This is a genomic window from Hydrogenophaga sp., assembly GCF_041913525.1.
In the GTDB taxonomy this organism is placed as follows: domain Bacteria; phylum Pseudomonadota; class Gammaproteobacteria; order Burkholderiales; family Burkholderiaceae_C; genus Hydrogenophaga.
In genome coordinates this window covers 1-25,476 of sequence record NZ_JAYSFD010000002.1, presented here as the reverse complement: position 1 = coordinate 25,476, position 25,476 = coordinate 1, and the positions used below count along the sequence as shown (strand labels likewise).

Below are 25,476 nucleotides of genomic sequence, written 5' to 3'. Positions count from 1 at the left end.
ATTGCTAGGCAACTTTTCCGATCATTTCTCAGCACCCCCCTCGCGTCAACCTGGGGTTAACCCTGGCCGAACGGACACAAAAAAGCCCCGGGGCGCGGGGCCACGGGGCGGGTCTGGCGGGCCGGGCGGCGTGGGCCTCAGGCCGGTGTGCGCGGGTCAACCACGCGCTCGCCGTCTTCCTTGGTGAAGGGGCCAGGCAGCGGGGGCAGCAGGTCCAGCACGCGCTCGGAGGGCCGGCACAGGGCCGCGCCACGCGGCGTGACCACGATGGGCCGGTTCAGCAGCACCGGGTGCTGGCCGATGGCGTCCAGAATGGCCTCGTCGCTCACACCGGGCCGGTCCAGCCCCAACTCGGCACAAACAGCCTCTTTGGCGCGCAACACCTCACGGACACCCACGCCCATGGCGGCCAGCAGGGCCAGCAGTTGCTCGCGGCTGGGCGGGGTCTTGAGGTACTCCACCACCACCGGCTCGATGCCGGCGTGGCGGATCAGCGCCAGCACATTGCGCGAGGTGCCGCAGCGCGGGTTGTGCAGCACGGTCACGCCGTCGGCAAAGCCGGGGGGCAACTGGTAGGCGCTCACGCCAGGCCCTCGGCCTTCAGCGCGGCCTGCACGGCCGGGCGCTGGCCCACGCGGGCCAGGAAGGCGGCCACGTTGGGCCACGGCGCCAGGTCGATCTTGAGCATGCGCGTCCAGCTCAGCACCACGAAGAGGTAGGCGTCGGCCACGCTGAAGGCATCGCCCATCAGGTAGGGGCGGCTGGCCAGTTGCTCGTTCACGTAGGCCAGGCGGCGCTCCAGGTTGGCGCGGGCGCCGGCCTTCCAGTCGTCGCTGGCGGCGGGGTTGAAGAAGGGGCTGAAGTTCTTGTGCAGCTCGGTGCCGATGAAGGTGAGCCAGCTTTGCAACTGGTAGCGCGCCAGGGTACCGTTGGCCGGCGCCAGGCCCTTGGCGGGCACCTGGTCGGCCAGGTACTGCACGATGGCCGGGCCTTCGGTGAGCAGCTCGCCGCTGTCGAGTTGCAGCGCGGGCACATAACCCTTGGGGTTGAGGGCGGCGTAGTCGGCGCCGCTGGCGGTCTTCTTGGCCTTGAGGTCCACGCGCTCGGACTCGTAGGGCAAGCCGAGTTCTTCCAGGACGATGCGGGGCGACAGCGAGCAGGCGCCGGGGCTGAAAAAGAGTTTCATGGGGTCAACAAAAGGTTGGAACGGAACGGCCCCGATGCGGGGTGCCCCGTAGGGTAGCCGGCTTTGCACGAGGCTGCCGGCCCCCGGGCCTTTTGGGGAGGCCCCGGCCCCCGGCACCAGGTGTTCAGGCCGTGGCCGGCTCGTGCTGGAACAGGAAGCTGTCGGTGTAGATGAAGTCGGGGTCGGCGCCTCGGGCGATAAGGGCTGCCCGGGCGTCGGCGATCATGGCCGGCGAGCCGCACAAGTAAAAGGCGCACTCGCCCAGGTCTTGCACGTCTTGCAGCACCGCGTCTTGCACATGACCGCGCCGGCCGGCCCAGCCCGCCGACGCGCGGGAGAGCACCGGCTCGTAGCGGAACTCGTACAGGCGCTCACCCCAGGTGCGGATCTCGGCATCGAGGTACAGGTCGGCCTCGGTGCGCGCGCCCCAGTAAAGGCTCACGGGTGGGCAGTCGGGGTCGTCCATCAGCGACTCCAGCATGCTTTTGAGCGGGGCCAGGCCGGTGCCGGTGGCCATCATCACCAGGGGCCGGTAGTCTTGGGTGTGCAGGTGAAAGCCGCCCAGAGGCAGCTCCACCTCCAGCGCGTCGCCCACTTGCAGGGCGCGCACGGCGTGGTCGGTGAAGCGCCCGCCGTCGATGCGGCGCACGTGAAAGTCCACCACCGCGCCTTGCGGGCGCGAGGCCATGGAGAAGCTGCGGTGGCTGCCGTCTTCGAGCAGCACGTTCATGTACTGGCCGGGGCGGAACTGCAGGCTGTCGTCGGGCAGCTCCAGGCGCAGGTGGGTGACGTCATCGGCCAGCGCGCACACCTCGGTGACGCAGGCCAGCAGGCGCGTGGGCGGGCTGCAGCCCTGCAAGGGCTCGGCGCTGATGACCAGGTCAGAGCAGGCGCGTGCCTGGCACAGCAGGGCATAGCCGGCCTCGGCCTCTTCTTCGCTCAGGCCCATGGGCAGCTCGTCGTACTCGACGCGGCCCTCCACCAGCTTGACCCGGCAGGTGCCGCAGCCACCGAAGCGGCAGTCGTGCTGCAGCTCGACCGAGCAGCGCAGCGCGGCCGACAGCACGGGTTCGTCGGCCTGTGCCTCGAAGGCCTGGCCGGTTTCCAGCCAAGTGACGCGGTGTGCCATGGCGCGCTCCTCGGTGCTCACTTCTTGATGTCGGCCTGCACCAGGACGTCCTGGCCGCTGGGAGCCAGCAGGTCCTTGAGGGCTTGCAGGGCGGCCAGGCCGCAGGCGGTGTCTTGCTCGCCGTTGCCGCCGCTCAGGCCCACGCCGCCCACCACCTCGCCATTCACCACGATGGGGAAGCCGCCGACGAACACGGCGAACTTGCCCTCGAAGCTCCACTGGATGCCGAAGGCCTCGTTGCCAGGCAGCGCGGGGCCGTTGGGCGCGGTGTTGAAGAGGTGGGTGGAACGCTTGTGGCCGGCGGCGGTGAAGGCCTTGTTCCAAGCGATTTGCGGGCCAGTCACGCGGGCGCCGTCCATGCGCTCAAGCACCAGCGGAAAGCCGCCTTCGTCGGTGATGCACACGGTCTCGGGCACGCCCAGGGCCTGGGCCTTGTCCAGCGCGGCGGCGGCCATGCGGCGGGCTTCGTCGAGTTGCAGTTTCAGGGAAGTCTTCATGGCGGTTCTCGGGTATCGGTAAGGGAATGGGCGGCGTTCAGAGGCCGCGGTAAACGACCTTGGTCTGGGTGAAGAACTCCAGGCCCACGCGGCCAGACTCGCGGAAGGTGGAGGTGCTGGAGTTCTTCACGCCGCCGAAGGGTGCGTTGATGAGGTTGCCGGTGGTGGTCCGGTTGATCTTCACCGTGCCCGACTGGATGTCGTTGGAGAACTGGTGGATGTAGCGCGGGTTGCGCGTGGCGATGGCGGCCGAGAGGCCGTACTCGCTGTCGTTGGCCATGGCCATGGCCTGCTCAAAAGACTCGGCCTCCAGGATGGCGATCACCGGGCCGAAGATTTCTTCGCGAGCGATGCGAGCCTTTTGCGTCACGCCGTCAAAAATGGCGGGCGTCACGTAGTAGCCGTGTGCGTACTCGCCGTCTTGCAGGCGCTCGCCGCCGCACAGCAGTTGCGCCTCTGCGCGGCCGATGGCGATGTAGGACAGCACCGTCTCCAGTTGCTTGGCGGTGGCCAGGGGGCCGAGGTCCATGCCTGGCTGGTGACCAGGGCCGATCTTCAGGCCCTTCACCTTGGCCACCAGGCGCTGGGTGAAGTCTTCCTTCACGGCCTTCATCACGATCACGCGGCTGGTGCCGGTGCAGGCCTGCCCGGTGAGCGAGAAGCCGCCCTTGATGGCCAGGTCCACCGCCTTGTCCAGGTCGGCGTCTTCCATCACGATCAGCGGGTTCTTGCCGCCCAGTTCCATCTGCAGGCGCGTGGTCAGGTGCACCGTGCGGTGGATGTGCATGCCCGCCTGGGTGGAGCCGGTGAAGGAAATGGCGCGAATGGCCTGCGAGGTGGTGATGATGGGGCCCACGTCGCCGGCGCGGCCGGTGATGTAGTTGATGACGCCCGCCGGCAGGCCGGCGTGCACCAGCGCCTCGACCAGGCGCAGGCCGCTCAGGGGCGCGTCAGACGAGGGCTTGAAGACGATGGTGTTACCCGTGACCAGCGCTGGCGCGATCTTGCGCGCCGGGATGGAGGCCGGAAAGTTCCAGGGCGAGATCACCGAGACCACCCCCAGCGGCTCGCGCTGGCTGTAGACCATCAGGTCGGGGTCGTCTTGCACATAGGTTTCACCGCCAAAGGTCTGGCCTTCGGTGGCGTAGAAGCGAAAGGTCTGCGCGGCGCGCACGAACTCGTCCTTGCCCAGGGCGACCGATTTGCCCTCTTCCCGGCTGAGCTCTTCGCCAAAGCGCTGGGCGTTGGCCTCCAGGTAGTCGGCGGCCTTGTTGAGCAGGCGGGCGCGCTGGCCCACCGGCGTGCGGCGCCAGCCATCAAAGGCGGCGGCGGCGGCGTTCACGGCGTCTTCAGCGTCCAGCGCGGTGGAGGCTTGAAAGCGTCCCACCAGCTCACGGGTGTCGGCCGGGTTCATGTTGTCGAAGGTTCGACCGCTGCGGCACTTCACCCATTCGCCATTGATGTAGTTGAGGAATTCTTCGGTCTGCATGGAAGGACGGCTCCGGGATCGGATGTCGGGAGGGGGAGAGGACGGGCGCGCACGCGCCCGTCCGGCTCAGCAAGCGCTCAGGCGGCGCTTGAGGTCACTGAATGGCGATCAGGCGGCCAGGGCCAGCGAGGGCTTGTCCAGGGTGGGGGCCACGTAGTCGTTGTAGAGCGCGGTGGTGTAGAGCAGGCGCATCTGGGCACCGATCTCGCAAATCTTCAGGCAGCGCTGTTGCAGCTCGATGGTGTTGGCGTGCTCCAGCACGATCTGGTAGCCGCGCTCGCCGTGGATCTCATCCGAGACGATGTGCAGGTCGAAGAACTCCACTTCTTCGTCGGTGAAGCCGTACTTCTCGCGCAGGGTGGGGGTTTGCTTGCGGTAGATCGAGGGCACTTGCGACTCCAGGCCCACCACGAGGCCGGCCACGGCGACCACGGGGTCTTCGCGCATGGCCACGGCGTAGCACCAGCTTTGCAGGCCACGGGTGGTGGGCGACATGTTGTCGGGGTCAACCACGCGCTCACGGGTGGTGCCGCAGGCCTCGGCGAAGCGGATCAGCAGGTCGGTGTGACGGTCGCCACCGATTTCCTCTTCGTACATGTTGGCCAGCAGGAAGTCCTTGGCCTCGGTCATGTGGTCGGGGGTGCGGGCGTAGAGGTAGCCCAGGTAGTCGGCGAAAGGGCCCACGTAGTGGTAGTGGTTCTCGGCCCAGCGCGCCAGGTGCTCGCGGCTGAGGGTGCCACCGGCCCAGGCCAGGCTAAAGGGCGACTGGTTGGCGCTCTTGCCCTTGATGGCGTTTTCGAGGGCGGTCCGGAATTCATCGCGGTTCAACAGTTGAGACATGAAAGGCTCCTGAATGAAGAGTGGGGTGGATGTCTGCCGGCACCTGTCCGGAACGGGCCAACCGCAGGCAGCGTATACAGTATACCGAGACTGCGCCAATAGGAAGGCCTTTTGGGGGCTTTCCATTCCCTTTTGACCGGGTGATTGGCGTTGACTCGATTAAAGTATACTGTATACTGAGCTCAACGCAACCGATTTTTCAGGCCTCCGAAAGCCCCCTCACCATGCCCATCGTCACCTTCCACAAGAACGGCCAGACCTACCAAGGCGAGGTCAAACCGCAAACCAATCTGGTGGTGCGCGCCGGCATCAAGGAATTTCCCTTTCCCCACCTGAAATACGAGTGCGGCATGGGCAAGTGCTCCAAGTGCGCCACGCGGGTGCTGGCAGGTGCCGAGCACCTGCCCCCACCCAACTGGAAAGAGAAGAAGCAGCTGGGCGAGCGGCTCGATCAGGGCTATCGCCTGACCTGCCAGCTCTGGCTGGAGCACGACATCGAGCTCGTGCAGGAATAACCCCACGCAAGGACCGCGCCATGTACGTCATCCTGACCTCCAAACCCGGGCAGTTCCGCAGCGAAGCGGGCCCCGGCCTGAACCCGGTGGAAGCCTACGACTACCGCTTTTATGGCCGCCTGCGCGCGCGCTTCGTGGTGGCCGAGCTGCTCAACCCCACGCGGGTGCGCGTCATCGACGAGACCGAGCCGGTCACCGTCAACGCCGTGCCCTCCAAGTTCCTGGAGTCTTTCTCCACCCTCGACGCCGCCCGGCGCGAGCTTCACCACCTCTGCTCATTCGGGGCGATGCAGGCCGAACTCGTGCCAGTGGCCCTTGCCGACATCAGCCGCCCTCTTTCTGTTCAGCCATGATCCAGATCACCTTCATCAACAACGAGCACAAGGTCGCCAGCGCGCCCGACAACAGCAACCTGCTGCGCGTGTCGCTGCGCGAAAAGGGCGGCATTCCGTTCAAGTGCGGCGGTGGCCTGTGCGGCACCTGCAAGTGCCGCATCGAGCAAGGGCTGGAGCACACCGACGAGGTCAAGGCCAAGGAGCGCAAGCACCTGAGCGATGAGGACATCGCGGCCGGCTACCGCATGGCCTGCCAGACCTTCGTGCGCGGAGACATCGCCGTCTCGTGGTGAGGCGCACGCGGCCATGGCGCTTCTGGATCTGCTGAACAGCATCGGCTGGGACCGTCTGCTCGCCATGGGCAGCCTGGTGCTGGTGGGCGCCTGCCTGCAGGGCGTCAGTGGCCTGGGCTTTGCCATGTTCGCCTCGCCCCTGGCCGCGCTCTGGTTCCCCGAACTGGTGCCCGGCCCCATGCTGGTGCTGAGCTGCCCGCTGGCGCTCATGACAGGCATGCGCGACCGCCGCTCCATTGAATGGCCCATGGCGCGCCTGGCCCTGGTGGGCCGGGTGGTGGGCACCGGTGTGGCCGCCGTCAGCCTGACGCTGCTCTCTGCGCAGACGCTGTCGGTGCTGTTCGCTGTGCTGATCCTCAGCGGCGTGGGCCTGAGCCTGTCTGGCTGGCGCGTGATGCCCACGCTGCGCAACACCACCATTGCCGGGCTGGCCTCGGGCGTGATGGGCACCATCACCTCGGTGGGCGCACCGCCCTTTGCCATTGCCATGCAGCACATGCCGGCCGATCGCCTGCGCGGCACTTTTGGCGCCATCTTCTTCATTGGCTCGGCCGTGTCGATCGCGGCGCTCACCGCCGTGGGCCGCATGGGCGCGCACGAGTTCCTCATCAGCCTGATCCTCATGCCCTGGATGCTGGCCGGCTTTCTGGTCTCGGGCCTGCTCAAGGGGCGCGTGCCCGCGGCCCGGGTGCGCGCGCTGCTGCTGGGCATGGCCGGCCTGGGCGCGCTGGGCATTCTGGCCCGGGTGCTGACCGGCCACTGAGGCCCCCCCTTCCCCCTGTTCACTCCCTTTCAAGGACCCGCCATGCAACACATCACGGACGCCGTGGTCGACGCCACCATCACCCCCGAGCAGGCCCAGGCCGTGCTGCTGGACGCCTTCGAGCGCTTCGGGCGCGGCGAGGCCGCCATGCAAGAGCGCATCCGCACCGAAGCGGGCGGGGTGAAGCTCTCCACCCTGGGCGCGGTGATTCCCGGCCAGGAAGTGGCCGGCGCCAAGGTCTACACCACCATCAAGGGCCAGTTCACTTTTGTGATCCTGCTGTTTTCCACCGTGGACGGCCGCGCCCTGGCCTCATTCGACGCGGGCGCCATCACCCGGCTGCGCACCGCCGCCTGCTCGGTGATCGCGGCGCGCCACCTGGCCCGCGCGGGTGCGCGCCGCCTGGCCCTGTTCGGCGCCGGTGTGCAGGGTCGCATGCACGCGCAGCAGATGGCCAAGGCCTTCGCGCTGCACGACATCCGCGTGTGCGATCCCTACGCCAGCCCCACGGTGGCCGAGGAACTGCAGGCCTTGTGCGGCGTGCCGGTGCGCCTGTGTGGCGCCGACGAAGCGGTGGACGACGCCGACATCGTGGTCACCGCCTCGCGCTCGACCACACCCCTCTTCGGCGGTGCGCAACTCAAGCCCGGCGCCTTCGTGGCGGCCATCGGCTCCAGCCTGCCGCACACCCGCGAACTGGACGACACCGCCCTGCGGCGCGCCAGCGTGATCGCGGTGGAGTGGAAACCGCAGACGCTGCGCGAGGCCGGCGACCTGGTGCTGGCCGCGCCCGAGGTGCTGCGCGAAGAACAGATCGTGGAGCTGGGCGAACTGGTCACCGGGCAACACCCGGGGCGCCAGGACGACAGCGCCATCACGCTGTACAAGTCGGTCGGCGTGGGCCTGGAAGACGTGGCCCTGGCCGGTCTGGTGTGGCAGCGCCTGCAAGCCGGCGCCTGAGCGCCGGCGGCGCGCGTCCGCCCGATCAGGGCTCCATCTGCGCCGCGTTGTACACGTGGCGCATGGCCAGCAGCGCGGCCAGTTCGGCATCGCCCTTGATGACCGCGCGCAGGATGGCCGCGTGCTCGTCCCAGTTCTGTTCGCCACGCGTGCGGTTGATGGGCGCGAACAGCAGGGCCGTGCGGTCGCGCAGCGACCGCATGATCTCTTGCAACACCGAATTGGCGGCGATGCTGCCCAGCGCGTCGTGAAAACGCTGGTTCATCTGCATCAGCGTGGCCGGGTCGCCCACCGCGGCCAGGCGCGCGCCCTCTTCCAGAATTTTTTCCATCTCGGCAATTTGCCGGGCGTCGTGGCGCTGGGCCGCCAGCTTGGCGTTCAGGCCTTCGAGCGTGGCGCGCACTTCCACCAGTTCGCGCACCTGCTCGGGGCTGAACGACGTGACCGACGCGCCCCGGCGCGGCTCGATGGTGACCAGGCCTTCCGATGCGAGCTGCCGCAGCGCCTCGCGCACCGGCATGCGCGACACCCCCAGTTCTTCCGAGAGGCGGCTCTCCACCAGGCGCTCGCCCGGTGGAATGGCACCGCTGAGGATGCGGTCGCGCAAGGCCTCGACCACCAGCGTGGTCAGCGGCGAATGGGCGGCGCCCAGGGTGGCTTCCTTCTTCAGCAGGGTCATGGCGCTTGGTGTTCTCGGTCGACTGTATGGAGCGGGCCCGCGCAGAACGCCGCCCGAGGCGCCCGAATTTTATGCGAGCCCCCTGTCCAGGGGCGGGGCGGTGAGCCACCAGTGGTTTTTTCCATTCTTTCTTTCCCTTCCATCAAAGGAGTTTTCATGAGCGTCGATTTCTTGCATTGGTTGCCCGCCTACCTCGCCCTGGGCGTGGCCGGTGGTTTTGCCGCGGGCCTGCTGGGCATTGGCGGGGGCATGCTGTTCGTGCCTTTGCTCACCTGGCTGTTCGAGGCCCAGGGCTTTGCCCGCGCCTCGCTGGTGCACATGGCACTGGGCACCTCGCTGGCCATCATCGTGTTCACCTCGATCTCCAGCGCGCGCACCCACCACGCCAAGGGCAATGTGGACTGGTCCATCGTGCGCGGCATCGCACCGGGCATCCTGCTGGGTGGCCTGGTGGGCGGCTGGCTGGCCAAGCAGCTCAGCACCACCGCGCTGGCGATGCTGTTCGCGGTGTTTGTCTCGTACTCGGCGCTGCAGATGTTCCTCAACGCCAAGCCCAAGCCCACGCGCCAGTTGCCCGGCGCGCTCGGCCTGGCCGGCGTGGGCACGGCCATCAGCGCGCTGTCGCAGCTGGTGGGGGCCGGAGGCGGCTTTCTTTCGGTGCCCTTCATGACCTGGTGCAACGTGAACATGCACCGCGCCGTGGGCACGTCGGCGGCGCTGGGCCTGCCCATTGCCATCATGGGCGCGGTGATGTTCTTCATTGGTGGTCGCGGAACAGTGGATCTGCCAGCGGGCAGCCTGGGCTTCATTTATTTGCCGGCGTTTCTGGGTGTGTTGATTCCGGGCGTGCTGATGGCCCCTGTGGGCGCCCGTCTGGCGGCACGGCTGCCGGTGGCCACGCTCAAGCGGGTGTTCGCGGCCTTCCTCTTCGTGCTGGCGGCCAAGATGCTTCATTCGGCCTGGCTGACTTGATGCCACGGGGCTTCGGCCCCGGCTTTCGGGCAAAAAAACACCGCGCCGAGGCGCGGTGAAACAGCATAGGAAGTCAACCGGAGAAACAAGGGGTCGAGGCCCCTTTCGATCAGAAGGTGTGCAGCATGCCCACGGCCAGCAGGCTGCCGTCCTGGTCGGCAGCACCCGGCACCTTGGTGGTGTTGGAGCGGTAACCACCGTAGACGGTGGTGCGCTTGCTCAGGCTGTAGAAGGCCGCGACGCTGTAACCGGTGCGCTTCACATCGGCGGCACCCGGTGCCACGGTGTTCACGAGCTTGCCGGTGTAGTTGGCGTCGCCGGTGAAACCGGTGATGCCACCCTTCGAGTTGGCCACGCCACCCGAGAGCAGCCAGCCGCCGCCCAGGGGCACGTCGGCGCCCAGGGCCCACTCGTTGGTGCGGCTGCCGTCGTGACTGACACGACCATAGCTGGCCAGCAGCTTGGCCGGGCCGAAGTCGTACGAACCACTCAGGCGGGTGAAGTTGATCGCCTTGGCGGCCGAGGTCGCCTTTTCCGTCTGGTAGGCCACGGCCGCGAACAGCGGGCCCTTGCCGTACTTCACGTGCACGCTGGTGATGGAGCCAGCACCAGTGGTGGGCGTCTTGTTCTCGCCCAGGCCGTAGCTCACGGCCGCGCTCAGGCCGCCGAATTCGGGCGTGGCGTAGTACAGGCCGTTGTTCGGGTTGTCCTTGTACGAGGTGGTCAGCCAGGTGCCCTGGTTGGGGGCCAGCACCGAGTTCTTGGCCGCCAGGGTGGAGCCACTCACGTCGTCGAAGGCGCTCCAGGCCTTGCCGAAGCGCGCGTCACCAAAGCCACCGGAGATGCCCACCCACGACTGGCGGCTGAAGGCCTGGCCAGTGCTGGCAGTGCCGGCGTCCAGGGCGAAGCCCTGCTCAAGCTGGAAGTTGGCCTTGTAGCCACCGCCCAGGTCTTCGCTGCCCTTGAAGCCAAAGCGGCTTTCGTAGATGCCACTGCTCTCCAGCTTGGTCACGCGCTGACCGGTGGCGGCGTTTTTCTGGCTGGCCAGGTAGATGTCGGCCAGGCCATACAGCGTCACGCTGGACTGGGCCATGGCGGCGCCGGTGGCCAAGGTGGCGGCCACCAGAACGATGCTCTTCTTCATCATGATTTCAAGTTCCTCAGACAGTTTTTGAACAGTTTTTTTGGTCGGGCCTCAGGCGATCAGAAGATCACCACGGCGGCCAAGGTGGCCGCGCTCAGGCCCAGCAATACCGGTAGCGTCAAGGCCCTCACCAGATCGGTCACCGAGACACGGGCGAACCCGGCCACGGCGATCAGCGAAGACCACGCAATCAACGTCCCACCCCCGGTCCAGATGGCCCCCATCTGACCGATCGCGGCCAGGGTGGCTGAGTCCATGTTCGAGACGGGGCCCATGGCGCCCGCCAGTGCGCCGGTCAGCGGCAGGCCAGAGAAGCCCGAACCGTCGATGCCGGTGACCATGCCCACGATCAGCAGACCGAAGGCCACGAAAACCTTGCTGTGGGGAATCCAGTCCTGCGCGCCGGCCACCAGCTCAAACAGGAAACTGGGCGTCTGGTTGGCGGCGGTGCCAAAGATGGCGGCAGCGGATTCGCTGGCACCCAGGAAGAAGAAGCCCGCGATCGGCAGCACCGAACCCATGGCGCGGAAGGCGAACACAAAACCCTCGGTGATGTGGTCGGCGCTGGCTTCCAGCATGCCCTTGGAGCCCTTCATGGCCAGGGTGGCGAAGATCATCAGCAGGCCGGCAGCGCCGCCCACCAGCGAGGCAGCCGCCCCACCCTTGAGGTCGCCCAGCGGCACGCCGAACTTGGGCAGTGCCATCAGCACCACGATCACCAGGAACACCAGCGGGGTCACCAGGGCGAACACGCGCGACCACTTGGCCTGCTCGGGCGGCAGCGAGGCCAGCTCGCGTTCGATGTTCTGGTTGGTGGACAGGTCTTCTTCGTGGCTGGTGCCTTGGGCGATTTCCGCCTTGTGCGCGGTGCCTTCGTGGCTCACCAGTTCGCCCGTGGTGGCCAGGGCCTGCCAGCGCTTGAGCAGCAGCGGGTTGGCCGGCTGGAAGGTGCGGCGCTGGAACAGGTACACCAGCAGCAGGGCCACGGCACCAGTGATGAGCGACAGCACCAGGGCGCGGTCACCAATCACGGCGGCCGAGGCACCGGCGGCCTTGGCGCTGATCATGGGCGCCACGCCGATCACGTAGTCAGACGACAGCGCCATGCCCTGACCGGCAATGGCCACGGCAGCGGCGCCCACCAGCGGGGGCAGGCCGGCGGCAATGGCGGCGGGCAACAACACGGCGCACACCAGCGGCACGGCCGGGGTGGGCCAGAAGAACAGCGAGATCAGGTAGGTGATCAGGCCCAGCAGCAGGTAAGACACCGTGCCGTTCTTCATGAGCACGCGGAAGGGCCGCACCATCAGGATGTCGGACTTCAGGTCCTTCAGGCTGTTGAGCAGCGCCGTCATCAAGGCAATGACCAGGAAGATGTTGAATAACTCCTTGGCCGCCACCAGGCTGGCGCTGTAAATGCTGCCCAATGCCCCGATGGGGCTGCCGGTCCAGGCGAAGGCCACCAGAAAAGTGGCGGCAATCGACGGCACCAGCACGTTGGCGCGGAACATCATCGTGACGATGATGCTGATGACCCCGATCAGGTACATCCAGTGCGCAGCTGTCAGTGTTACGTTGGAATCCATGTTGACCTATCAAATTGGTATGAGCCGTCGTGGGCCGGCCCGCTGTTGCGATGTCACCTCGCCCCGTCATGCCTGACCGGGCGCGGCGCTTTCCCTCACTTCACTTCGTTTGGCAACGGGCGGATCGCTGACCATCCGCCCGCTGGCGCTTCTCCTGCATTCACCACTTGGGTGCGCTTTCCCCTTTTTGGGGCTTCCTCCGTCCCTGCGCACCGAATCGTATACAACATACAGTTTGAAGAGGCTCAGGGTTTTCCCATGCAAAGTCGAACGCCAAAGCATTCGATTTCTTCACTCTGGAGACCATCCTCTCTTCGGCTTCCACTCCCTGTGCACCTTTTGGCTAACCATGTATACGGTATACCGATGCACAAGCCGATATCAAGCACGGAGCGTGCCAACCCAAAATCCCTCGCCGAACCGGTTGAAAGTGGCTTGGCAGCACCCGCCATCGACTCACCGCCATCGACTCACCGCCATCGAATCGGCTCAATCGGTATACTGTATTCATAATCACCCATCATTCTCCAGGAGCCCGCCCATGCCGCCCCCTACCCCTTCCACTTCCCCCTGCGTCATCGGTGAACGGGCCATGGTGGCCACCGGCCACCCCCTGGCCGCCGAGGCGGCCGCCAGCGCGCTGGCCGAAGGCGGCAGCGCGGTGGACGCGGCCATCGCGGCCGACGCGGTGCTGGGCGTGGTGGAGCCCATGGCCACCGGCATTGGCGGTGACCTGCTGGCCATGGTGGTGCCGCCCGGGGCCGAGCCCCAGGCCTACAACGGCACCGGCCGCTCGCCGCAAGACTTGCTGCCTTCACTGGTGAGCGCCTTCCCGCGCGGCAAGCTGCCCGAGCGCCACATGCTCACCGCCACCGTGCCCGGCGTGGTGCGAGGCTGGCACGACCTGCACCAGCGACATGGGCGCCTGCCCTGGCAGCGGCTGTTTCAAGACGCCATTCGCGTGGCCAACCAAGGCTTCCCCGTGGCGCCCGTGGCGGCGCGCGAATGGGCCCTGTTCCAGCCCGTGATCGCCCGCGACCCGGTGGCCGCCGCGCTCTACCGCGCCCACGCCGTTCCCAGCGCTGGCGAGCGCTTCGCCAACCCCGAACTGGGCGCGGTGCTGCAGGCGGTGGCCAACGAGGGGCCCGATGCCTTCTACCTGGGCGAGCCCGCGCGCGCGGCCGAGCGCGCCAGCGACACACTGGGCGGCGTCTTGAAGGCGCAAGACTTTGCCCGGCACACAGGCCACTTCGCTGCGCCGCTGCGCGCCAACTTCCGAGGCCTGGAAGTGCTGGAGTGCCCACCCAACACCCACGGCCTGGCCGTGCTGCACACACTGCAGGCACTGGACGCGCTTGACCTTGACCCGCACGACCCGCTCACCACCGTGGCCATGGTGGACCGCATGGGCGAGGCCATGGCCCACGCCAAGAAGGTGGTGGCCGACCCCGCCGGCAACACGGTGTGCACCGTGGTGGTGGACAGCGATGGCCTGGCCATCACCCTGATGAGCAGCGTCTTCAAGCGCTTTGGCTCAGGCATTGGCGTGCCCGGTTGCGGCTTTGTGCTGCAGAACCGGGGCTTCGGTTTCTCGGAGCCGGGTCACCTCAACGGCCCCGGGCCCGGCAAGCGGCCGTACCACACGGTGGTGCCCGGCGCGGCCCTGCGGGGCGGCGTGTTCCACGCTGGCTTCGGCGTGGTGGGCGGCGCCATGCAGCCGCAGGGCCATGTGCAGATCCTCACCCGCGTGGCGGCCTGGGGCGAGCCGCTGCAGGCCGCCATCGACGCGCCACGCTGGCGCCTGGAAGGCGAGCGCGCCCTGGCCATCGAGGCCGGCACGCCACCTGCCATCGAACAGGCCCTGCGGGCCGCCGGCTACACCGAGCCCACAGGCCAGGGCGAACTGGGCGGGCGCAGCGACTTTGGCGGTGCCCAGGTGGTGATGCGCGCCCCGGACGGCCGCCTCATTGGCGGATCGGACCGCCGCAAGGACGGCATGGCCCTGGCCTGCTGAGCCCACCGTTTTCCCCTTTGCAGAGAAAGACCCGACATGAGCCTGAAGATCTACGGCATCGCCGCCTCGCGCGCCATCCGTCCCCTGTGGGCGGCGGAAGAGCTGGGCATTCCCTACGAGCACATCCGCCTGCACTACAACGCACCCGAGACGCGTGAGGCGCCCTACCTGGCCCTGAACCCCAATGGCACAGTGCCGGCCATCGACGACGACGGCCTAGTGCTGTTCGAGTCGCTGGCCATCACCCTGCACCTGGCGCGCAGCCGCCCCGCGGGCGGCCTGTGGGCCAGCAACGTGGCCGACGAAGCGCGCATCGGCCAATGGACGCTGTGGGCCGCCACCGAGGCCGAGCCCCTGGCCCGCCAGTGGTTCCACCACACCGCCTTCCTGCCCGAGGCGCAGCGCATCCCGCGCCTGGCCGACGAGGCGCTGGAGAAGCTGCAGGCCCGCCTGCGCGTGCTTGACGAGCACCTGGCCACGCGCGACTACCTGGTGGGCAATGGCTTCACCGTGGCCGACCTGAACGTGGCCGCCGTGCTGCAGCGCCTGAACGACATGGCCCGCGAAGCCGTGCCCTATGCACGGGCCTGGCACGCCCGCTGCCTGGCACGACCGGCGGCGCAGCGCGCCTTCGCCTTGCGCCAGGCGGGCTGAAGCGGTCACCCGGCCGGGCACAATGCCCGGCCATGACAAGCCCTACCCCGTTGAGCGCAGCCCAGGTGCGCGCCCTGGCCGAGCAACACGGCCACCAGCCGCCCTGCCCCGCCTGCCAGCCCTTTGACCGCGCTGGCTGGGACTCTTTCCCCTCCACCGTGAGCGACGCGGCCCTGCAGTGCCTGGGCGCGCTGTGGTCGCCCGCGCACGACACACCCGAGCCCACGCTGGAGGAGCAGCGCCCGCCGGGCATTGACCAGTGGTCGCCGCAGGCGCCGATCGCGCTGGGCTTCTTTCCCTACAACCGATGCGAGGTGTGGGCCTGCAAGGCCTGCCAGAAGCCGTTTCTGCGCTACACGGAATACGGCGGCTATTACCACGACGCGCGCCTGCGCACGCTGGACGCGGCCCGCGTGGTGGCGGACTGAACCGCCAGGGCGCCCTCAGTCGGCGCGGCGGTAGATCTTTTGCAAGAGCGTGGTGAGGGTGCGCCGCTCGGCATCGGTGAGCCGGCCGGAGGCGCGGTCTTCGGCGGCGATCACGGTGGCCTCGGCCTCGTCGGTGAGGGCCTGGCCGGCGGCCGTGAGGTAGAGGCCTTGGGCACGGCCGTCGGTGGGGTGCACCAGGCGCTCGACCAGGCCACGCGATTCGAGCTGCTTGATGATGCCCACCAAGTTGGGCGGCAGGATGTCGAGCACGCTGCACAACTGGCGCGAGGTCACGCCCGGGTTGTGGCCAATGAGCGTGAGCACCGAGAAGTCGAGCGGGCCGCGCAAGTCAAAGGGCTTGACGCTGTCCACCATCGAGGCGATCACGGTGAGGGCCGCGCGGCGTGCGTTGTAGCCAATCAGCCGTTCCAGCGCGGACACGTCCACCGTGTCCACCGCTTCGGGCACGGGCTTGGCGGCGGCGCGAGGGGCACGGCGACGAACGCCGCCAGGGGCCGGGGAGGACGCAGGTGACTTCGCGGGCATGGGCGTGACAACAGGCTGGGAAGCCGGCATGTTAAGCCCGCCCTGCCCCGCGCCCTTTGCCGCCCGGGACAACCAGGCCCGCGCGGCCATCAGGCCAGGGCCTGCTCGACCATGCGGCAGCGCCAGTCAAGCTCGGGCCACACCCAGCGGGCAAAGGCGGTGGCGCTGCGGGCATCGCCGCCACTGGCCTGCAGGCGCGCCCAGGCCCAGGCCATGAGCGCAATGGTGGTGGCGCGCAGGAAATCGCCGGCCACCGGGTACAGGGCTTGCGCGGCCGGGGCCTGCGCCTCGGGCAGCGACTGCACCAGTCCACGCAGGCGGGCCACGCCGTCCAGGGCGCGGGCGGCGGCGTCGCCGCTCAGGGGCGCCAGATCGGCCTGCAGCTCGTCCAGCAGGCGCAGCAGGCCCACGCCACGGTCGCTCAGCACCTTGCGGAACAGCAGGTCTTGCGCCTGGATTTCGTTGGTGCCTTCGTAAATCATGGCCACGCGCGAGTCGCGCACCACCTGCTCGATGCCCCACTCGCGCACGTAGCCGTGGCCACCGAAGACCTGCAGGCAGTCGCTGGCGCCGTGGAAGGCCTGGTCGGTCCAGCTGGCCTTGAGCACCGGGGTGAACAGGGCGCACCACTGTTGCGCGCGCTCGCGCCGCGCGGCGTCGGGGTGGTGGCGGCCCACGTCGAGTTCGAGCGCGGTGCGGTAGGCCAGCACGCGGCCGGCGTCGATCCAGGCGCGCTGGGTGTCCAGCAGGCGCTGCACGGCGGGGTGCTGGATGATGGGGTCGGCCGGCTGCGAGGCGTCGCGCGGGCCGGGGGCGCGCATCTGGCGGCGGTCTTGCGCGTAGGCGCTGGCCTTCTGCCAGGCGGCGTCGAGCAGGCCCACGCCTTGCAGGGCCACGTGCAGGCGGGCCGCGTTCATCATGAGGAACATGGCGTTCAGGCCCTTGCCGGGCTCGCCCACGATCCAGCCGGTGGCCTCGTCAAAGCGCATCACGCAGGTGGGGCTGCCGTGCAGGCCCATTTTTTCTTCGATGCGCTCGCACACGGCGGCGCTGCGGCTGCCGTCGGGATAGAACTTGGGCACCAGGAACAGCGACAGGCCCTTGGGGCCAGGCGGGCTGTCGGGCAGGCGCGCCAGCACCAGGTGCACGATGTTGTCGGTGAGGTCGTGGTCACCGCCGGAGATGAAGATCTTGGTGCCGCTGATGCGGTAGCTGCCGTCGGCCTGCGGCACGGCCTTGGTGCGCGCCAGGCCCAGGTCGCTGCCGGCGTGCGGCTCGGTCAGGCACATGGTGGACAGCCACTCACCGGTGGCGAGCTTGGGCAGGTACTGCGCCCGCAGCTCCTCGCTGCCGTGGTGCTTCACGCACTCGTAAGCGCCGTGCAGGATGCCGGGGGCCATGGTCCAGCCGTGGTTGGCCGCGCTGAGCCATTCGTACAGGATCATCTCCAGCACGGCGGGCAGGCCCTGGCCGCCGTCGGCCGGGTCGGCCGAGAGCGCGGGCCAGCCGGCCTGCCAGAAGGCCTGGTAGGCATCGCGAAAACCGGGCGGCATGGTCACGTTGCCATTGGCCCAGCGCGCGCCGATCTCGTCACCGGTGCGGTTGAGCGGGGCCACCACCTCGCCCACGAACTTGCCCGCCTGCTCCAGCACCTCGCGCATCAGGTCGGCGTCGGCGTGCTCGGCCAGGGCCGGCAGTTCGGCCAGGATTTGCGGGGCCTGCAACACATCGAGCAACAGGGTGGCGGCGTCGGCCGCGACGGGGCGGTAGTCGTTCATGGCGGGTGGGGTCGAAAACGGTCGAAAAAAAAGCGCCACCGGGCCGAAGCGGCCCGGGGCGCTGTCCAGGCAATCAGCTGTCGGCGGAGAAGCCGATTTCCTTCACGATGCCGCGCCACTGCTCGGCGTCGGCCTTGAGCCAGGCGGCCAGTTCATCGGGCGTGGAAGAACGCACTTCCATGCCCACTTGTGCCAGGCTGTCGATCACGTCCTGGCTGGCCAGGGCGGGCTTCAGGTAGGCGGCGGCGCGGCGGCGGGTCTCGGCCGAGGCCTTGCCCGGCAGGAAGAAGCCATACCACTCGCGCACGGCGATGTTGTAGCCCTGCTCTTTCAGGGTGGGCACGTCGGGCGTGAAAGGCGCGCGCTCGGGGCCGCTGGTGGCCAGCAGGCGCAGGCGGCCGCTCTTGAGGTGGGGCAGGTAGTCGCCCACGGGCGAGCACATGGCCGAGATCTGGCCGCCCAGCAGGTCATTGATGGCCGGGGCCGAGCCGCGGTAAGCCACGTGGCGCAGGTCGGTCTTGGTGGTCTTGGCCAGCAGCGCGGCGGTCAGGTGCGGGATGGAGCCAGGAGCGGGCGAGCCGTAGGTGGCCTTCTCGGGGTTGGCCTTGGCCCAGGCCAGGAATTCCTTGACGGTCTTGATGCTGGCCGGCACGGCCGGGCCCACGCCGAAGCCCAGGCTGAAGAAGCAGGCCACCGACACGGGGGCCACGTCGTCCAGGGTGTAGGGCAGCTTGCTGTAGGTGAAGGGGTACACCGACAGCATGGACGAGGGCGTCAGCAGCAGGGTGCGGCCATCGGGGTTGGAATTCTTCAGGTTGGTGATGGCGATCTGACCGCCCGCGCCGGGGCGGTTGTCCACCAGCACGTTGGCGGCGTAACCACCACGCAGCTTGTCGGCGATGCGGCGCGACAGCGCATCGGTGGTGCCCCCGGGCGGGAAGCCCACCAGGATGCTGGCGGTGTCAAAGCTCTGCGCCTGGGCACGGGCGCTCAGCGGCAGGCCAAGGCTGGCCAGGGCAGCGGTGCCGAGCACCGATTGGGCGAATTGGCGGCGGGTGGTCATGCAAGTCTCCTGGAAAAAATGAAAGGAAAGAAAGGAACCGTCTGCGCGGTCTTGATCGTTTTCTCGGACCTCACTGGCACAAGGCCTTGATGTCTTCGGGAATGGGGATGGCTTTGATGCGGTCGGGGTTCTCGGGCGGGTGCACCACGAAAGCACGGGTCTCGGTGCCTTCGCACAGTACCTCGTCGCCGCGCATCACCACGTGGCGGTGGATGAACACCTTCTCACGCCACTCGGTCACGCTGGTGTGCACCTGCAGGCGCTCGCCATAGGTGGCCGGGCGCATGAACTTGGTGTGGATCTCCAGCAGGGGCGTGCCGACGATGCCGCGCGTCTTGACCAGCTCGCGCCAGGGCGGCACGCCGTTCTTGACGAAGAAGTTCAGCGAGGCGGCGTCCATCCACTTGCTGAAGTTGGGGAAGAAGACGATGCCGGCGGGGTCGCAGTCGCCGAACATCACCTCCACCTCGTACACAACGGTTTTGCTCATGGTGGGCTCCGCTCAGCGAGGGCTCATGCGCAGCGCGCCGTCCAGGCGGATCACCTCGCCATTGAGGTGGCCGTTGCTGACGATGTGGCAGGCCAGCTCGGCGAACTCGCTGGGCTCGCCCAGGCGCGGCGGGAAGGGAATGCTGGCCGCCAGCGAGGCCTGCACCGGCTCGGGCAGGGTCTTCATGAGCGGGGTGGCGAACAGGCCGGGGGCGATGGTGCACACGCGAATGCCGTGTTGCGCCAGGTCGCGCGCCATGGGCAGGGTCATGCCGACCACGCCGCCCTTGGAAGCGCTGTAGGCCTGCTGGCCGACCTGGCCGTCAAAGGCGGCCACCGAGGCGGTGAACACCATCACGCCCTTGTCGCCCTGGGGCGTGGGCTCCAGCTTGGCGCAGGCGGCGGCGAAGAGGCGCGCCACGTTGTAGGTGCCGATCAGGTTCACCTGCACCACGCGCACGAAGTCGTCCAGCGGCGCGGGCGAGCCGTCTTTGCCGATCACGCGCTTGGCGGTGCCAATGCCGGCGATCTGCATCAGGATGCGCGCCGGGCCATGCACGGCGGCCGCGCCGTCGATGGCGGCCTGCACGCTCTCGGGCTGGGTCACGTCGCACTGGAAGGCCTGGCCGCCGATCTCGCCGGCCACGCGCTGCGCGTTGGCCAGGTTCACGTCGAGCACGGCCACCTTGGCGCCCAGGCGGGCGAGTTCGCGGGCGGTGGCTTCGCCCAGACCCGAACCACCACCGGTGACCAGGGCCGCTTGTCCTTGAATGTTCATGGCTTGTCTTTCTCTGGCGCCGCGGCTCAGGCCGCGGCGGGGTTTTCGATCAGCAGGGCAATGCCTTGGCCACCGCCCACACAGGCGCTGGAGATGCCATAGCGCTGGCCGCTGCGGCGCAGTTCGCGCGCCAGGGTGTGCGTCAGGCGCACGCCGGTGCAGGCCAGCGGGTGGCCCAGGGCGATGGCGCCGCCGTTCACGTTGAGCTTGGCCAGGTCCAGGCCCAGCTCGCGGCCCACGGCCAGGGTCTGCGCGCCCTGGGCTTCGTTGATCTCGAAGCGGCCAATGGCGTCCAGCGTGAGGCCGGCGCGCTCCAGCAGCAGGCGAATGGCCGGGGCCGGGCCGATGCCCATGATCTCGGGCGGCACGCCCACGGCGGCGGCGGCCACCACGCGGGCCAGCGGCTGCTTGCCCTGGGCGCGGGCGTACTCGCCCGAGGCCACCACGGCGGCGGCGGCCGCGTCCACCAGGGCCGAGCTGTTGCCGCCGGTCTGCACGCCGTCTTCAAACACCGGGCGCAGCTTGGCCAGCACCTCCACCGGCGAGATGCGCGGGTGGGTGTCGGCGTTCACCTCGGTGACCTTGCCCTGCAGCTTGATGCCGCGCGACTGGTAACCGGCCAGCTCGAATTTCTCGCTCACCACCGGCACGATCTCGCCAGCGTGGAAGCCGCTTTGCTGGGCGGCCACGGCCTTGGCAAAGGAGTCGCTGGCGAACTGGTCCACCTCTTCGCGGGTGATGCCGTATTTCTTGGCCAGGTTCTCGGCGGTCTGGATCATGTTCACGCGGGCGGCCGGGTCTTTCAGGGCCTCCCACATGTAGTCCTTGAAGCCCACCGGCGCGCCCAGCTTGAAGCCGGTGCGGTGGTCGAACGCGGCAATGGGGTTGCGCGTCATGTTCTCGGTGCCCACCACCAGGGCCACGTCGCACACGCCCGACTGGATCTGCTCGCCAGCCTGGCGGAACAGCTCAAAGCCGGTGCCGCAGATGCGCTGGGCCATGATGGCCGGCACGTCTTGCGGCACGCCGCAGTACAGGCCGATGTGGCGCGGCAGGAAGAACTGGTCAAAGTCGCCAGGGGCCATGTTGCCGGTGATGACCGAGCCGATGTGCTCGGCCGGCACGCCAGCGCGGGCCAGGGCTTCGCGCCCGGCCTTGATGCCCAGGTCGGTGGGCGAGATGTGCCCGAAGGCACCGCAGTAGTCCACCATCGGGGTGCGAACGCCGTCGAGCATCCACACATCGTCGAAGGCGTTGAAGAATCCTTTGCGGGTCATGGCGGTTCCTTGGGTGGGCATCAGGCCCGGGGTTTCAGGATGTAGTGCAGCGCGTCGGCGTGCAGCTTCTCGACCGTGTCGGCCCGGTGGGCCAGCACGGCGCGCTGGTTGATGGAGCCCTTGTCGGTGATCTCGCCGCGGTCAATGGTGGGCGGATCGGCCAGCAGGCACAGGCGGGCGATGCGGTTGGCGCTGCCGGTGGCCGTGCGCGCCAGCTCGTTCACCACCTGCTGGAAGTGGGCCAGCACCGGCTCGCTGTCCACCACCTCGTGCATCGATGCCGTGGCCGGCAGGCCGCTGAGCTGGCGCACCGCGGGGGTGGGGAACACCATGGCGCCCACCTCTTTCTGGTTCAGGCCGGTGATGACCACGTCTTGCACATAGGGCGCGCCGGCCGCGATGATCTTGCCGCGCAGCGGGCCCACGCTCACGAAGGTGCCGGTGGAGAGCTTGAAGTCTTCGGCGATGCGGCCGTCAAAGCGCAGGCCCAGGTGAATGTCGGTCTCGTCGATCCAGGTGACGGCGTCGCCCGAGCAGAAGAAGCCTTCGTCGTCGAAGTGCTCGGCCGTCTCGGCTGGCGCGCGCCAGTAACCCGGCGTGACGTTGGGGCCCTTGTAGCGCACCTCGGTCTTGGCGCCCATGTTCACCAGCTTCACCTCCATGCCCGGGCAGGGCAGGCCCAGCTCGCCGGCCTTCAGGTCGGGCTTGGTGCCAAACAGGCAGTGCGGGCCGGTCTCGGTCATGCCCAGGCCAGAGGCCACCACGATGCGCTGGCCCAGTTCGCGCTCGGCGCTCTCGTACAGGCTGTCCCACACCGGCTGGGCCAGGGCGGCGCCGGCGTAGAAGAACATCTTCACCCGCGACAGCAGCGTGCGGCGCAACTGGTCGTCGGTCTTCATGGCCTGGGCGATCACCTCAAAGCCGGTGGGCACGTTGAAGTACACCGTGGGCGCGATCTCGCGCAGGTTGCGCAGCGTCTCGCCGATCAGCGCCGGGGTGGGCTTGCCGTCGTCGATGTACATGGTGCCGCCGTGGTAGACCACCATGCCGAAGTTCTGGTTGCCACCGAAGGTGTGGTTCCAGGGCAGCCAGTCCACCAGCACCAGCTCGCCCTCGGCCATCACCGTCATGGCCTGGGCCACCTGTTCCTGGTTGGCGCACAGCATGCGCTGGGTGTTGATCACCGCCTTGGGCAGCTTGGTGGAGCCGCTGGTGAACAGGAACTTGGCGATCGTGTCGGGGCCGGTGGCGGCCATGGCGGCGTCCACCGCGTCGGTCACGGGCGTGGCCAGCAGGTCGGCAAAGCGGGTGCTGGCGCGGCCTTCCAGCTCGCCATTGACCAGCAGCACTTCCATGTCATCACCGGCAATGGCGTGAATGGCGCGGCCATAGCGGTCGGCGTCGCTGGCGAACACCAGGCCCGGGGTCACGGTGCGCACCACGTGCTTGAGCTTGTCGTAGTCGGTGCTGATGAGCGAATAGGCCGGCGAGGTGGGCACGAAGGGCACGCCCGCCACCAGGCAACCCAGGGCCAGCAGGCCGTGCTCCAGGCTGTTCTCCGACAGGATGAGCACCGGGCGCTCGGCGCTCAGGCCGCGCGAGATCAGGCCCTGGGCAATGGCGCGTGCCCGCGCCCAGGCCTGGGCGTAGGTGACCGACTGCCAGTCGCCAAAGGTGATCTTGCCGTCGGCGCCGCGCAGCGGCTCGCGCCGCGCCATCCACACCTGGTCGGGGCGCTGCTGCGCCCAGTGCTGCAGGCGGTCGGTGAGGCGCTCGGGGTAGGGGTTGAGCGCCACGTCGGGCGCCAGGTAGTGCACGCCAGGGGCGCCGTCGCGCAGCTTGGCGCGCGTCACGCCGAAGGTCATGGGGCGGAAGGGAACCGTGCTCATGTGTCTCCTCTTGTTCTGCTGCGCGGGCCTCAGCCCTTTTGCACCTTGGCGGCCTTGCCTTCCAGGAAGGCGCGCACGCGCTCCTTGGCCTCGGGCGCGGACTGGGCGATGGAGGCCATCAGCGCCTCGGTGAACAGGCCGTGGTCGGCCGGCTGCTCGGCAATGCGCGGCAGCGCGTGCATCAGCGCGAAGTTGGTCATGGGCGCGTTGGTGGCGATGCGGGTGGCCAGCTCCAGCGCCTTGTCCAGCGCGGTGCCGGTGGGCACCAGGTACTGCGCCAGGCCCACGCGCTCACCGTCCACCGCGTTGTAAACACGGCCGGTGAGCATCATGTCGGTCATGCGGGCCGCGCCAATGAGCTTGGGCACGCGCACCGCGCCGCCGCCGCCCACGAAGATGCCGCGCGTGCCTTCGGGCAGCGCGTAGAAGGTGGTCTCGTCGGCCACGCGAATGTGGCAGGCGCTGGCCAGCTCCAGGCCGCCGCCCACCACCGCGCCGTGCAGCGCCGCCACCACGGGCACCGCGCCCTGCTCCACCGCGTCCAGCGCGTGGTGCCACATGCGCGAGTGGTGCACGCCAGCGGCGGCGTCGCGCTCTTGCAGCTCCGACAGGTCAAGGCCGGCGCAGAAGTGGTCGCCCTCGCCGTGGATCACGGCGGCGCGGGTGTTGGCCGGCAGGTTCTGGAAGGTGTCGCGAATGGCCAGGATCAAGCCGTCGCTCAGGGCGTTGCGCTTGGCCGGGCGGCACAGGCGAACCACCGCCACGTCGCCTCGCATCTCCAGGTGCACGCCATCGCGCGCCACCGTGCTGTTGTGTTCGTTTGCCATCGTGAACCGCCTTTAAATCGTTATCTGAAAAAACTATTTAAGCGAATGCTACCGTTATGGGAAATAACTTTCCAGATCGGCGGATCAGTGTTTTCCCTAGGTGGCGACGAAGGGCATGGCGGCGGCGCTCCGGCGCAGAAACGGCAACGCCCGGGACAAGCCCGGGCGTTGGGGTGGCGCAGGGGGCCACCGGGTGGTGGGCAGGGCGCGCGCCGCGCCCTGCGATCAGTGCCGCGTCAGACGCTTTGCACCAGCTCCGGCACGGCCGAGAACAGATCGGCCTCCAGGCCGTAGTCGGCCACGGCGAAGATCGGGGCCTCGGGGTCTTTGTTGATGGCCACGATCACCTTGCTGTCCTTCATGCCGGCCAGGTGCTGGATGGCCCCCGAGATGCCAGCGGCGATGTAGAGCTGCGGCGCCACGATCTTGCCCGTCTGGCCCACCTGCAGGTCGTTGGCCGCGTAGCCCGCGTCCACCGCCGCGCGGCTGGCGCCAATGGCCGCGCCCAGCTTGTCGGCCAGGGGCGTCATGACTTCGTTGAACTTCTCGGCGCTGCCCAGCGCACGGCCACCGCTGACGATGATCTTGGCCGCCGTGAGCTCGGGGCGGTCGCTCTTGGCGATCTCGCTGCCCACGTAGGCGCTCTTGCCGTTGCCGCTGGCGGCCGTCACGGTTTCCACGGCGGCACTGCCGCCTTGGCCTGCGGCATCGAAGCCGGTGGTGCGCACGGTGATGACCTTGGTGGCGTCCGCGCTTTGCACGGTGGCGATGGCGTTGCCGGCGTAGATGGGGCGCTCGAAGGTGTCGGCGCTGATCACCTTGGTGATGTCGCTGATCTGCGCCACGTCCAGCTTGGCGGCCACGCGCGGGGCCACGTTCTTGCCGGCCGCCGTGGCGGGGAAGAGCAGGTGGCTGTAGCCAGCGGCGATGGCCAGCACCTGGGCGGCCACGTTCTCGGCCAGGCCGTGAGCGAAGCCCTCAGCGTCGGCGTGGATGACTTTGCTCACGCCGGCGATTTGCGCGGCTTGGGCGGCGGCAGCAGCGGCGTTGTGGCCGGCCACCAGCACGTGCACTTCACCACCCAGTTGGGCGGCGGCGGTGACGGTGTTGAGCGTGGCGCCTTTGATGCTGGCGTTGTCGTGTTCGGCAATAACAAGTGCGGTCATATCAGATCACCTTCGCTTCGTTCTTCAGTTTCTCCACCAGGGTCGCCACGTCCGGCACCTTGATGCCCGCGCCGCGCTTGGGCGGCTCGCTCACCTTCAGGGTCTTCAGGCGCGGGGCCACGTTCACGCCCAGGTCCTCGGGCTTGACGGTCTCCAGCGGCTTCTTCTTGGCCTTCATG

At 68.4% G+C, this 25,476-nt stretch carries 27 protein-coding genes and 1 pseudogene; 9 read left to right on the top strand and 19 right to left on the bottom strand.

The annotated features are described in order from the left end of the window. Nucleotides 1-137 precede the first annotated feature (137 nt). The 6 genes from arsC to ACE3RQ_RS02890 all read right to left on the bottom strand — a co-directional run bounded on the left by arsC (nucleotide 138) and on the right by ACE3RQ_RS02890 (nucleotide 5,141). The gene (gene arsC / locus ACE3RQ_RS02915; RefSeq protein WP_374519749.1) at nucleotides 138-584 is read right to left on the bottom strand and encodes an arsenate reductase (glutaredoxin); all 447 of its coding nucleotides are present in this window, start codon (nucleotides 582-584) and stop codon (nucleotides 138-140) included. Continuing rightward, nucleotides 581-1,186, bottom strand: a complete 606-nt coding sequence (gene gstA / locus ACE3RQ_RS02910; RefSeq protein WP_374519747.1) for a glutathione transferase GstA — start codon at nucleotides 1,184-1,186, stop codon at nucleotides 581-583. Before gstA ends, arsC begins: the two co-directional genes overlap by 4 nt. Before the next feature lie 124 nt (nucleotides 1,187-1,310). Then, nucleotides 1,311-2,315 carry a 2Fe-2S iron-sulfur cluster-binding protein gene (locus ACE3RQ_RS02905; protein WP_374519745.1) on the bottom strand — a complete coding sequence of 335 codons (1,005 nt, stop codon included), beginning with the start codon at nucleotides 2,313-2,315 and terminating at the stop codon, nucleotides 1,311-1,313. 17 nt (nucleotides 2,316-2,332) lie between these two features. After that, complete coding sequence (locus tag ACE3RQ_RS02900; protein ID WP_374519743.1) at nucleotides 2,333-2,812, bottom strand: heme-binding protein; 480 nt, start codon at nucleotides 2,810-2,812, stop codon at nucleotides 2,333-2,335. Between the two features lie 37 nt (nucleotides 2,813-2,849). After that, nucleotides 2,850-4,301, bottom strand: coding sequence for an aldehyde dehydrogenase family protein (locus ACE3RQ_RS02895; RefSeq protein WP_374519741.1), 1,452 nt, complete (start codon nucleotides 4,299-4,301; stop codon nucleotides 2,850-2,852). 108 nt (nucleotides 4,302-4,409) lie between these two features. Continuing rightward, the gene (locus tag ACE3RQ_RS02890; protein ID WP_374519739.1) at nucleotides 4,410-5,141 is read right to left on the bottom strand and encodes a TenA family transcriptional regulator; all 732 of its coding nucleotides are present in this window, start codon (nucleotides 5,139-5,141) and stop codon (nucleotides 4,410-4,412) included. A gap of 224 nt (nucleotides 5,142-5,365) precedes the next feature. Between ACE3RQ_RS02890 and ACE3RQ_RS02885 the strand changes: the two genes are divergently transcribed. Genes ACE3RQ_RS02885 through ACE3RQ_RS02865 form a run of 5 tightly spaced genes read left to right on the top strand, consistent with a single transcriptional unit; the run spans nucleotide 5,366 to nucleotide 8,007 of the window. Next, on the top strand, nucleotides 5,366-5,656 hold the full coding sequence (locus ACE3RQ_RS02885; protein WP_374519737.1) for a 2Fe-2S iron-sulfur cluster-binding protein: 291 nt from the start codon (nucleotides 5,366-5,368) through the stop codon (nucleotides 5,654-5,656). 20 nt (nucleotides 5,657-5,676) lie between these two features. Further along, nucleotides 5,677-6,009 (top strand): ferredoxin, encoded by a 333-nt coding sequence (locus tag ACE3RQ_RS02880; RefSeq protein WP_374519735.1) that lies wholly within the window; start codon nucleotides 5,677-5,679, stop codon nucleotides 6,007-6,009. Next, nucleotides 6,006-6,284 (top strand): 2Fe-2S iron-sulfur cluster-binding protein, encoded by a 279-nt coding sequence (locus ACE3RQ_RS02875; RefSeq protein ID WP_374519733.1) that lies wholly within the window; start codon nucleotides 6,006-6,008, stop codon nucleotides 6,282-6,284. Before ACE3RQ_RS02880 ends, ACE3RQ_RS02875 begins: the two co-directional genes overlap by 4 nt. 13 nt (nucleotides 6,285-6,297) lie before the next feature. Next, entirely contained in the window at nucleotides 6,298-7,047 is a 750-nt protein-coding gene (locus ACE3RQ_RS02870; RefSeq protein ID WP_374519731.1) for a sulfite exporter TauE/SafE family protein, read from the top strand. 42 nt (nucleotides 7,048-7,089) lie between these two features. Next, nucleotides 7,090-8,007, top strand: coding sequence for an ornithine cyclodeaminase family protein (locus ACE3RQ_RS02865; protein WP_374519729.1), 918 nt, complete (start codon nucleotides 7,090-7,092; stop codon nucleotides 8,005-8,007). Between the two features lie 25 nt (nucleotides 8,008-8,032). Here ACE3RQ_RS02865 and ACE3RQ_RS02860 read toward each other — a convergent pair whose 3' ends face one another. Further along, nucleotides 8,033-8,686 (bottom strand): GntR family transcriptional regulator, encoded by a 654-nt coding sequence (locus tag ACE3RQ_RS02860; protein WP_374519727.1) that lies wholly within the window; start codon nucleotides 8,684-8,686, stop codon nucleotides 8,033-8,035. Between the two features lie 156 nt (nucleotides 8,687-8,842). On the opposite strand from ACE3RQ_RS02860, the gene ACE3RQ_RS02855 reads away from it, so the two are divergent. Next, the gene (locus tag ACE3RQ_RS02855) at nucleotides 8,843-9,658 is read left to right on the top strand and encodes a sulfite exporter TauE/SafE family protein (RefSeq protein WP_374519725.1); all 816 of its coding nucleotides are present in this window, start codon (nucleotides 8,843-8,845) and stop codon (nucleotides 9,656-9,658) included. Nucleotides 9,659-9,767: 109 nt separating this feature from the next. Here the strand turns inward: ACE3RQ_RS02855 and ACE3RQ_RS02850 are convergent, their stop codons facing one another. After that, a complete protein-coding gene (locus ACE3RQ_RS02850; protein ID WP_374519723.1) occupies nucleotides 9,768-10,805 on the bottom strand; it encodes a porin in 1,038 nt (345 codons plus the stop codon). 56 nt (nucleotides 10,806-10,861) lie between these two features. Then, nucleotides 10,862-12,388, bottom strand: a complete 1,527-nt coding sequence (locus tag ACE3RQ_RS02845) for a hypothetical protein (protein ID WP_374519721.1) — start codon at nucleotides 12,386-12,388, stop codon at nucleotides 10,862-10,864. A gap of 541 nt (nucleotides 12,389-12,929) precedes the next feature. Between ACE3RQ_RS02845 and ACE3RQ_RS02840 the strand changes: the two genes are divergently transcribed. The 3 genes from ACE3RQ_RS02840 to ACE3RQ_RS02830 are packed head-to-tail and all read left to right on the top strand — an operon-like array spanning nucleotide 12,930 to nucleotide 15,484. Then, nucleotides 12,930-14,402, top strand: a complete 1,473-nt coding sequence (locus ACE3RQ_RS02840; RefSeq protein WP_374519719.1) for a gamma-glutamyltransferase family protein — start codon at nucleotides 12,930-12,932, stop codon at nucleotides 14,400-14,402. 36 nt (nucleotides 14,403-14,438) lie between these two features. Next, nucleotides 14,439-15,056 (top strand): glutathione S-transferase family protein, encoded by a 618-nt coding sequence (locus ACE3RQ_RS02835; protein ID WP_374519718.1) that lies wholly within the window; start codon nucleotides 14,439-14,441, stop codon nucleotides 15,054-15,056. Nucleotides 15,057-15,088: 32 nt separating this feature from the next. Beyond that, complete coding sequence (locus ACE3RQ_RS02830; protein ID WP_374519716.1) at nucleotides 15,089-15,484, top strand: hypothetical protein; 396 nt, start codon at nucleotides 15,089-15,091, stop codon at nucleotides 15,482-15,484. A 15-nt stretch (nucleotides 15,485-15,499) separates the two neighbouring features. Here the strand turns inward: ACE3RQ_RS02830 and ACE3RQ_RS02825 are convergent, their stop codons facing one another. From ACE3RQ_RS02825 to ACE3RQ_RS02780, 10 genes and pseudogenes are all read right to left on the bottom strand, one after another. Continuing rightward, entirely contained in the window at nucleotides 15,500-16,030 is a 531-nt protein-coding gene (locus tag ACE3RQ_RS02825; RefSeq protein ID WP_374519714.1) for a MarR family winged helix-turn-helix transcriptional regulator, read from the bottom strand. Nucleotides 16,031-16,119: 89 nt separating this feature from the next. After that, a complete protein-coding gene (locus ACE3RQ_RS02820) occupies nucleotides 16,120-17,808 on the bottom strand; it encodes an acyl-CoA dehydrogenase family protein (RefSeq protein WP_374519712.1) in 1,689 nt (562 codons plus the stop codon). Nucleotides 17,809-17,881: 73 nt separating this feature from the next. Beyond that, nucleotides 17,882-18,871 (bottom strand): Bug family tripartite tricarboxylate transporter substrate binding protein, encoded by a 990-nt coding sequence (locus tag ACE3RQ_RS02815; RefSeq protein ID WP_374519710.1) that lies wholly within the window; start codon nucleotides 18,869-18,871, stop codon nucleotides 17,882-17,884. 70 nt (nucleotides 18,872-18,941) lie between these two features. Further along, nucleotides 18,942-19,361 carry an acyl-CoA thioesterase gene (locus tag ACE3RQ_RS02810; RefSeq protein ID WP_374519709.1) on the bottom strand — a complete coding sequence of 140 codons (420 nt, stop codon included), beginning with the start codon at nucleotides 19,359-19,361 and terminating at the stop codon, nucleotides 18,942-18,944. A gap of 12 nt (nucleotides 19,362-19,373) precedes the next feature. Next, nucleotides 19,374-20,138, bottom strand: a complete 765-nt coding sequence (locus ACE3RQ_RS02805) for an SDR family NAD(P)-dependent oxidoreductase (RefSeq protein ID WP_374519707.1) — start codon at nucleotides 20,136-20,138, stop codon at nucleotides 19,374-19,376. A 26-nt stretch (nucleotides 20,139-20,164) separates the two neighbouring features. Beyond that, a complete protein-coding gene (locus ACE3RQ_RS02800) occupies nucleotides 20,165-21,415 on the bottom strand; it encodes an acetyl-CoA C-acyltransferase (RefSeq protein ID WP_374519705.1) in 1,251 nt (416 codons plus the stop codon). Nucleotides 21,416-21,435: 20 nt separating this feature from the next. Continuing rightward, a complete protein-coding gene (locus tag ACE3RQ_RS02795) occupies nucleotides 21,436-23,304 on the bottom strand; it encodes a feruloyl-CoA synthase (RefSeq protein WP_374519703.1) in 1,869 nt (622 codons plus the stop codon). A gap of 29 nt (nucleotides 23,305-23,333) precedes the next feature. Then, nucleotides 23,334-24,131, bottom strand: a complete 798-nt coding sequence (locus ACE3RQ_RS02790) for a crotonase/enoyl-CoA hydratase family protein (protein WP_374519701.1) — start codon at nucleotides 24,129-24,131, stop codon at nucleotides 23,334-23,336. 236 nt (nucleotides 24,132-24,367) lie between these two features. After that, nucleotides 24,368-25,297 (bottom strand): electron transfer flavoprotein subunit alpha/FixB family protein, encoded by a 930-nt coding sequence (locus tag ACE3RQ_RS02785; protein ID WP_374519699.1) that lies wholly within the window; start codon nucleotides 25,295-25,297, stop codon nucleotides 24,368-24,370. Between the two features lies 1 nt (nucleotide 25,298). Beyond that, nucleotides 25,299-25,476, bottom strand: a pseudogene (locus tag ACE3RQ_RS02780) (electron transfer flavoprotein subunit beta/FixA family protein); the annotation flags it as partial.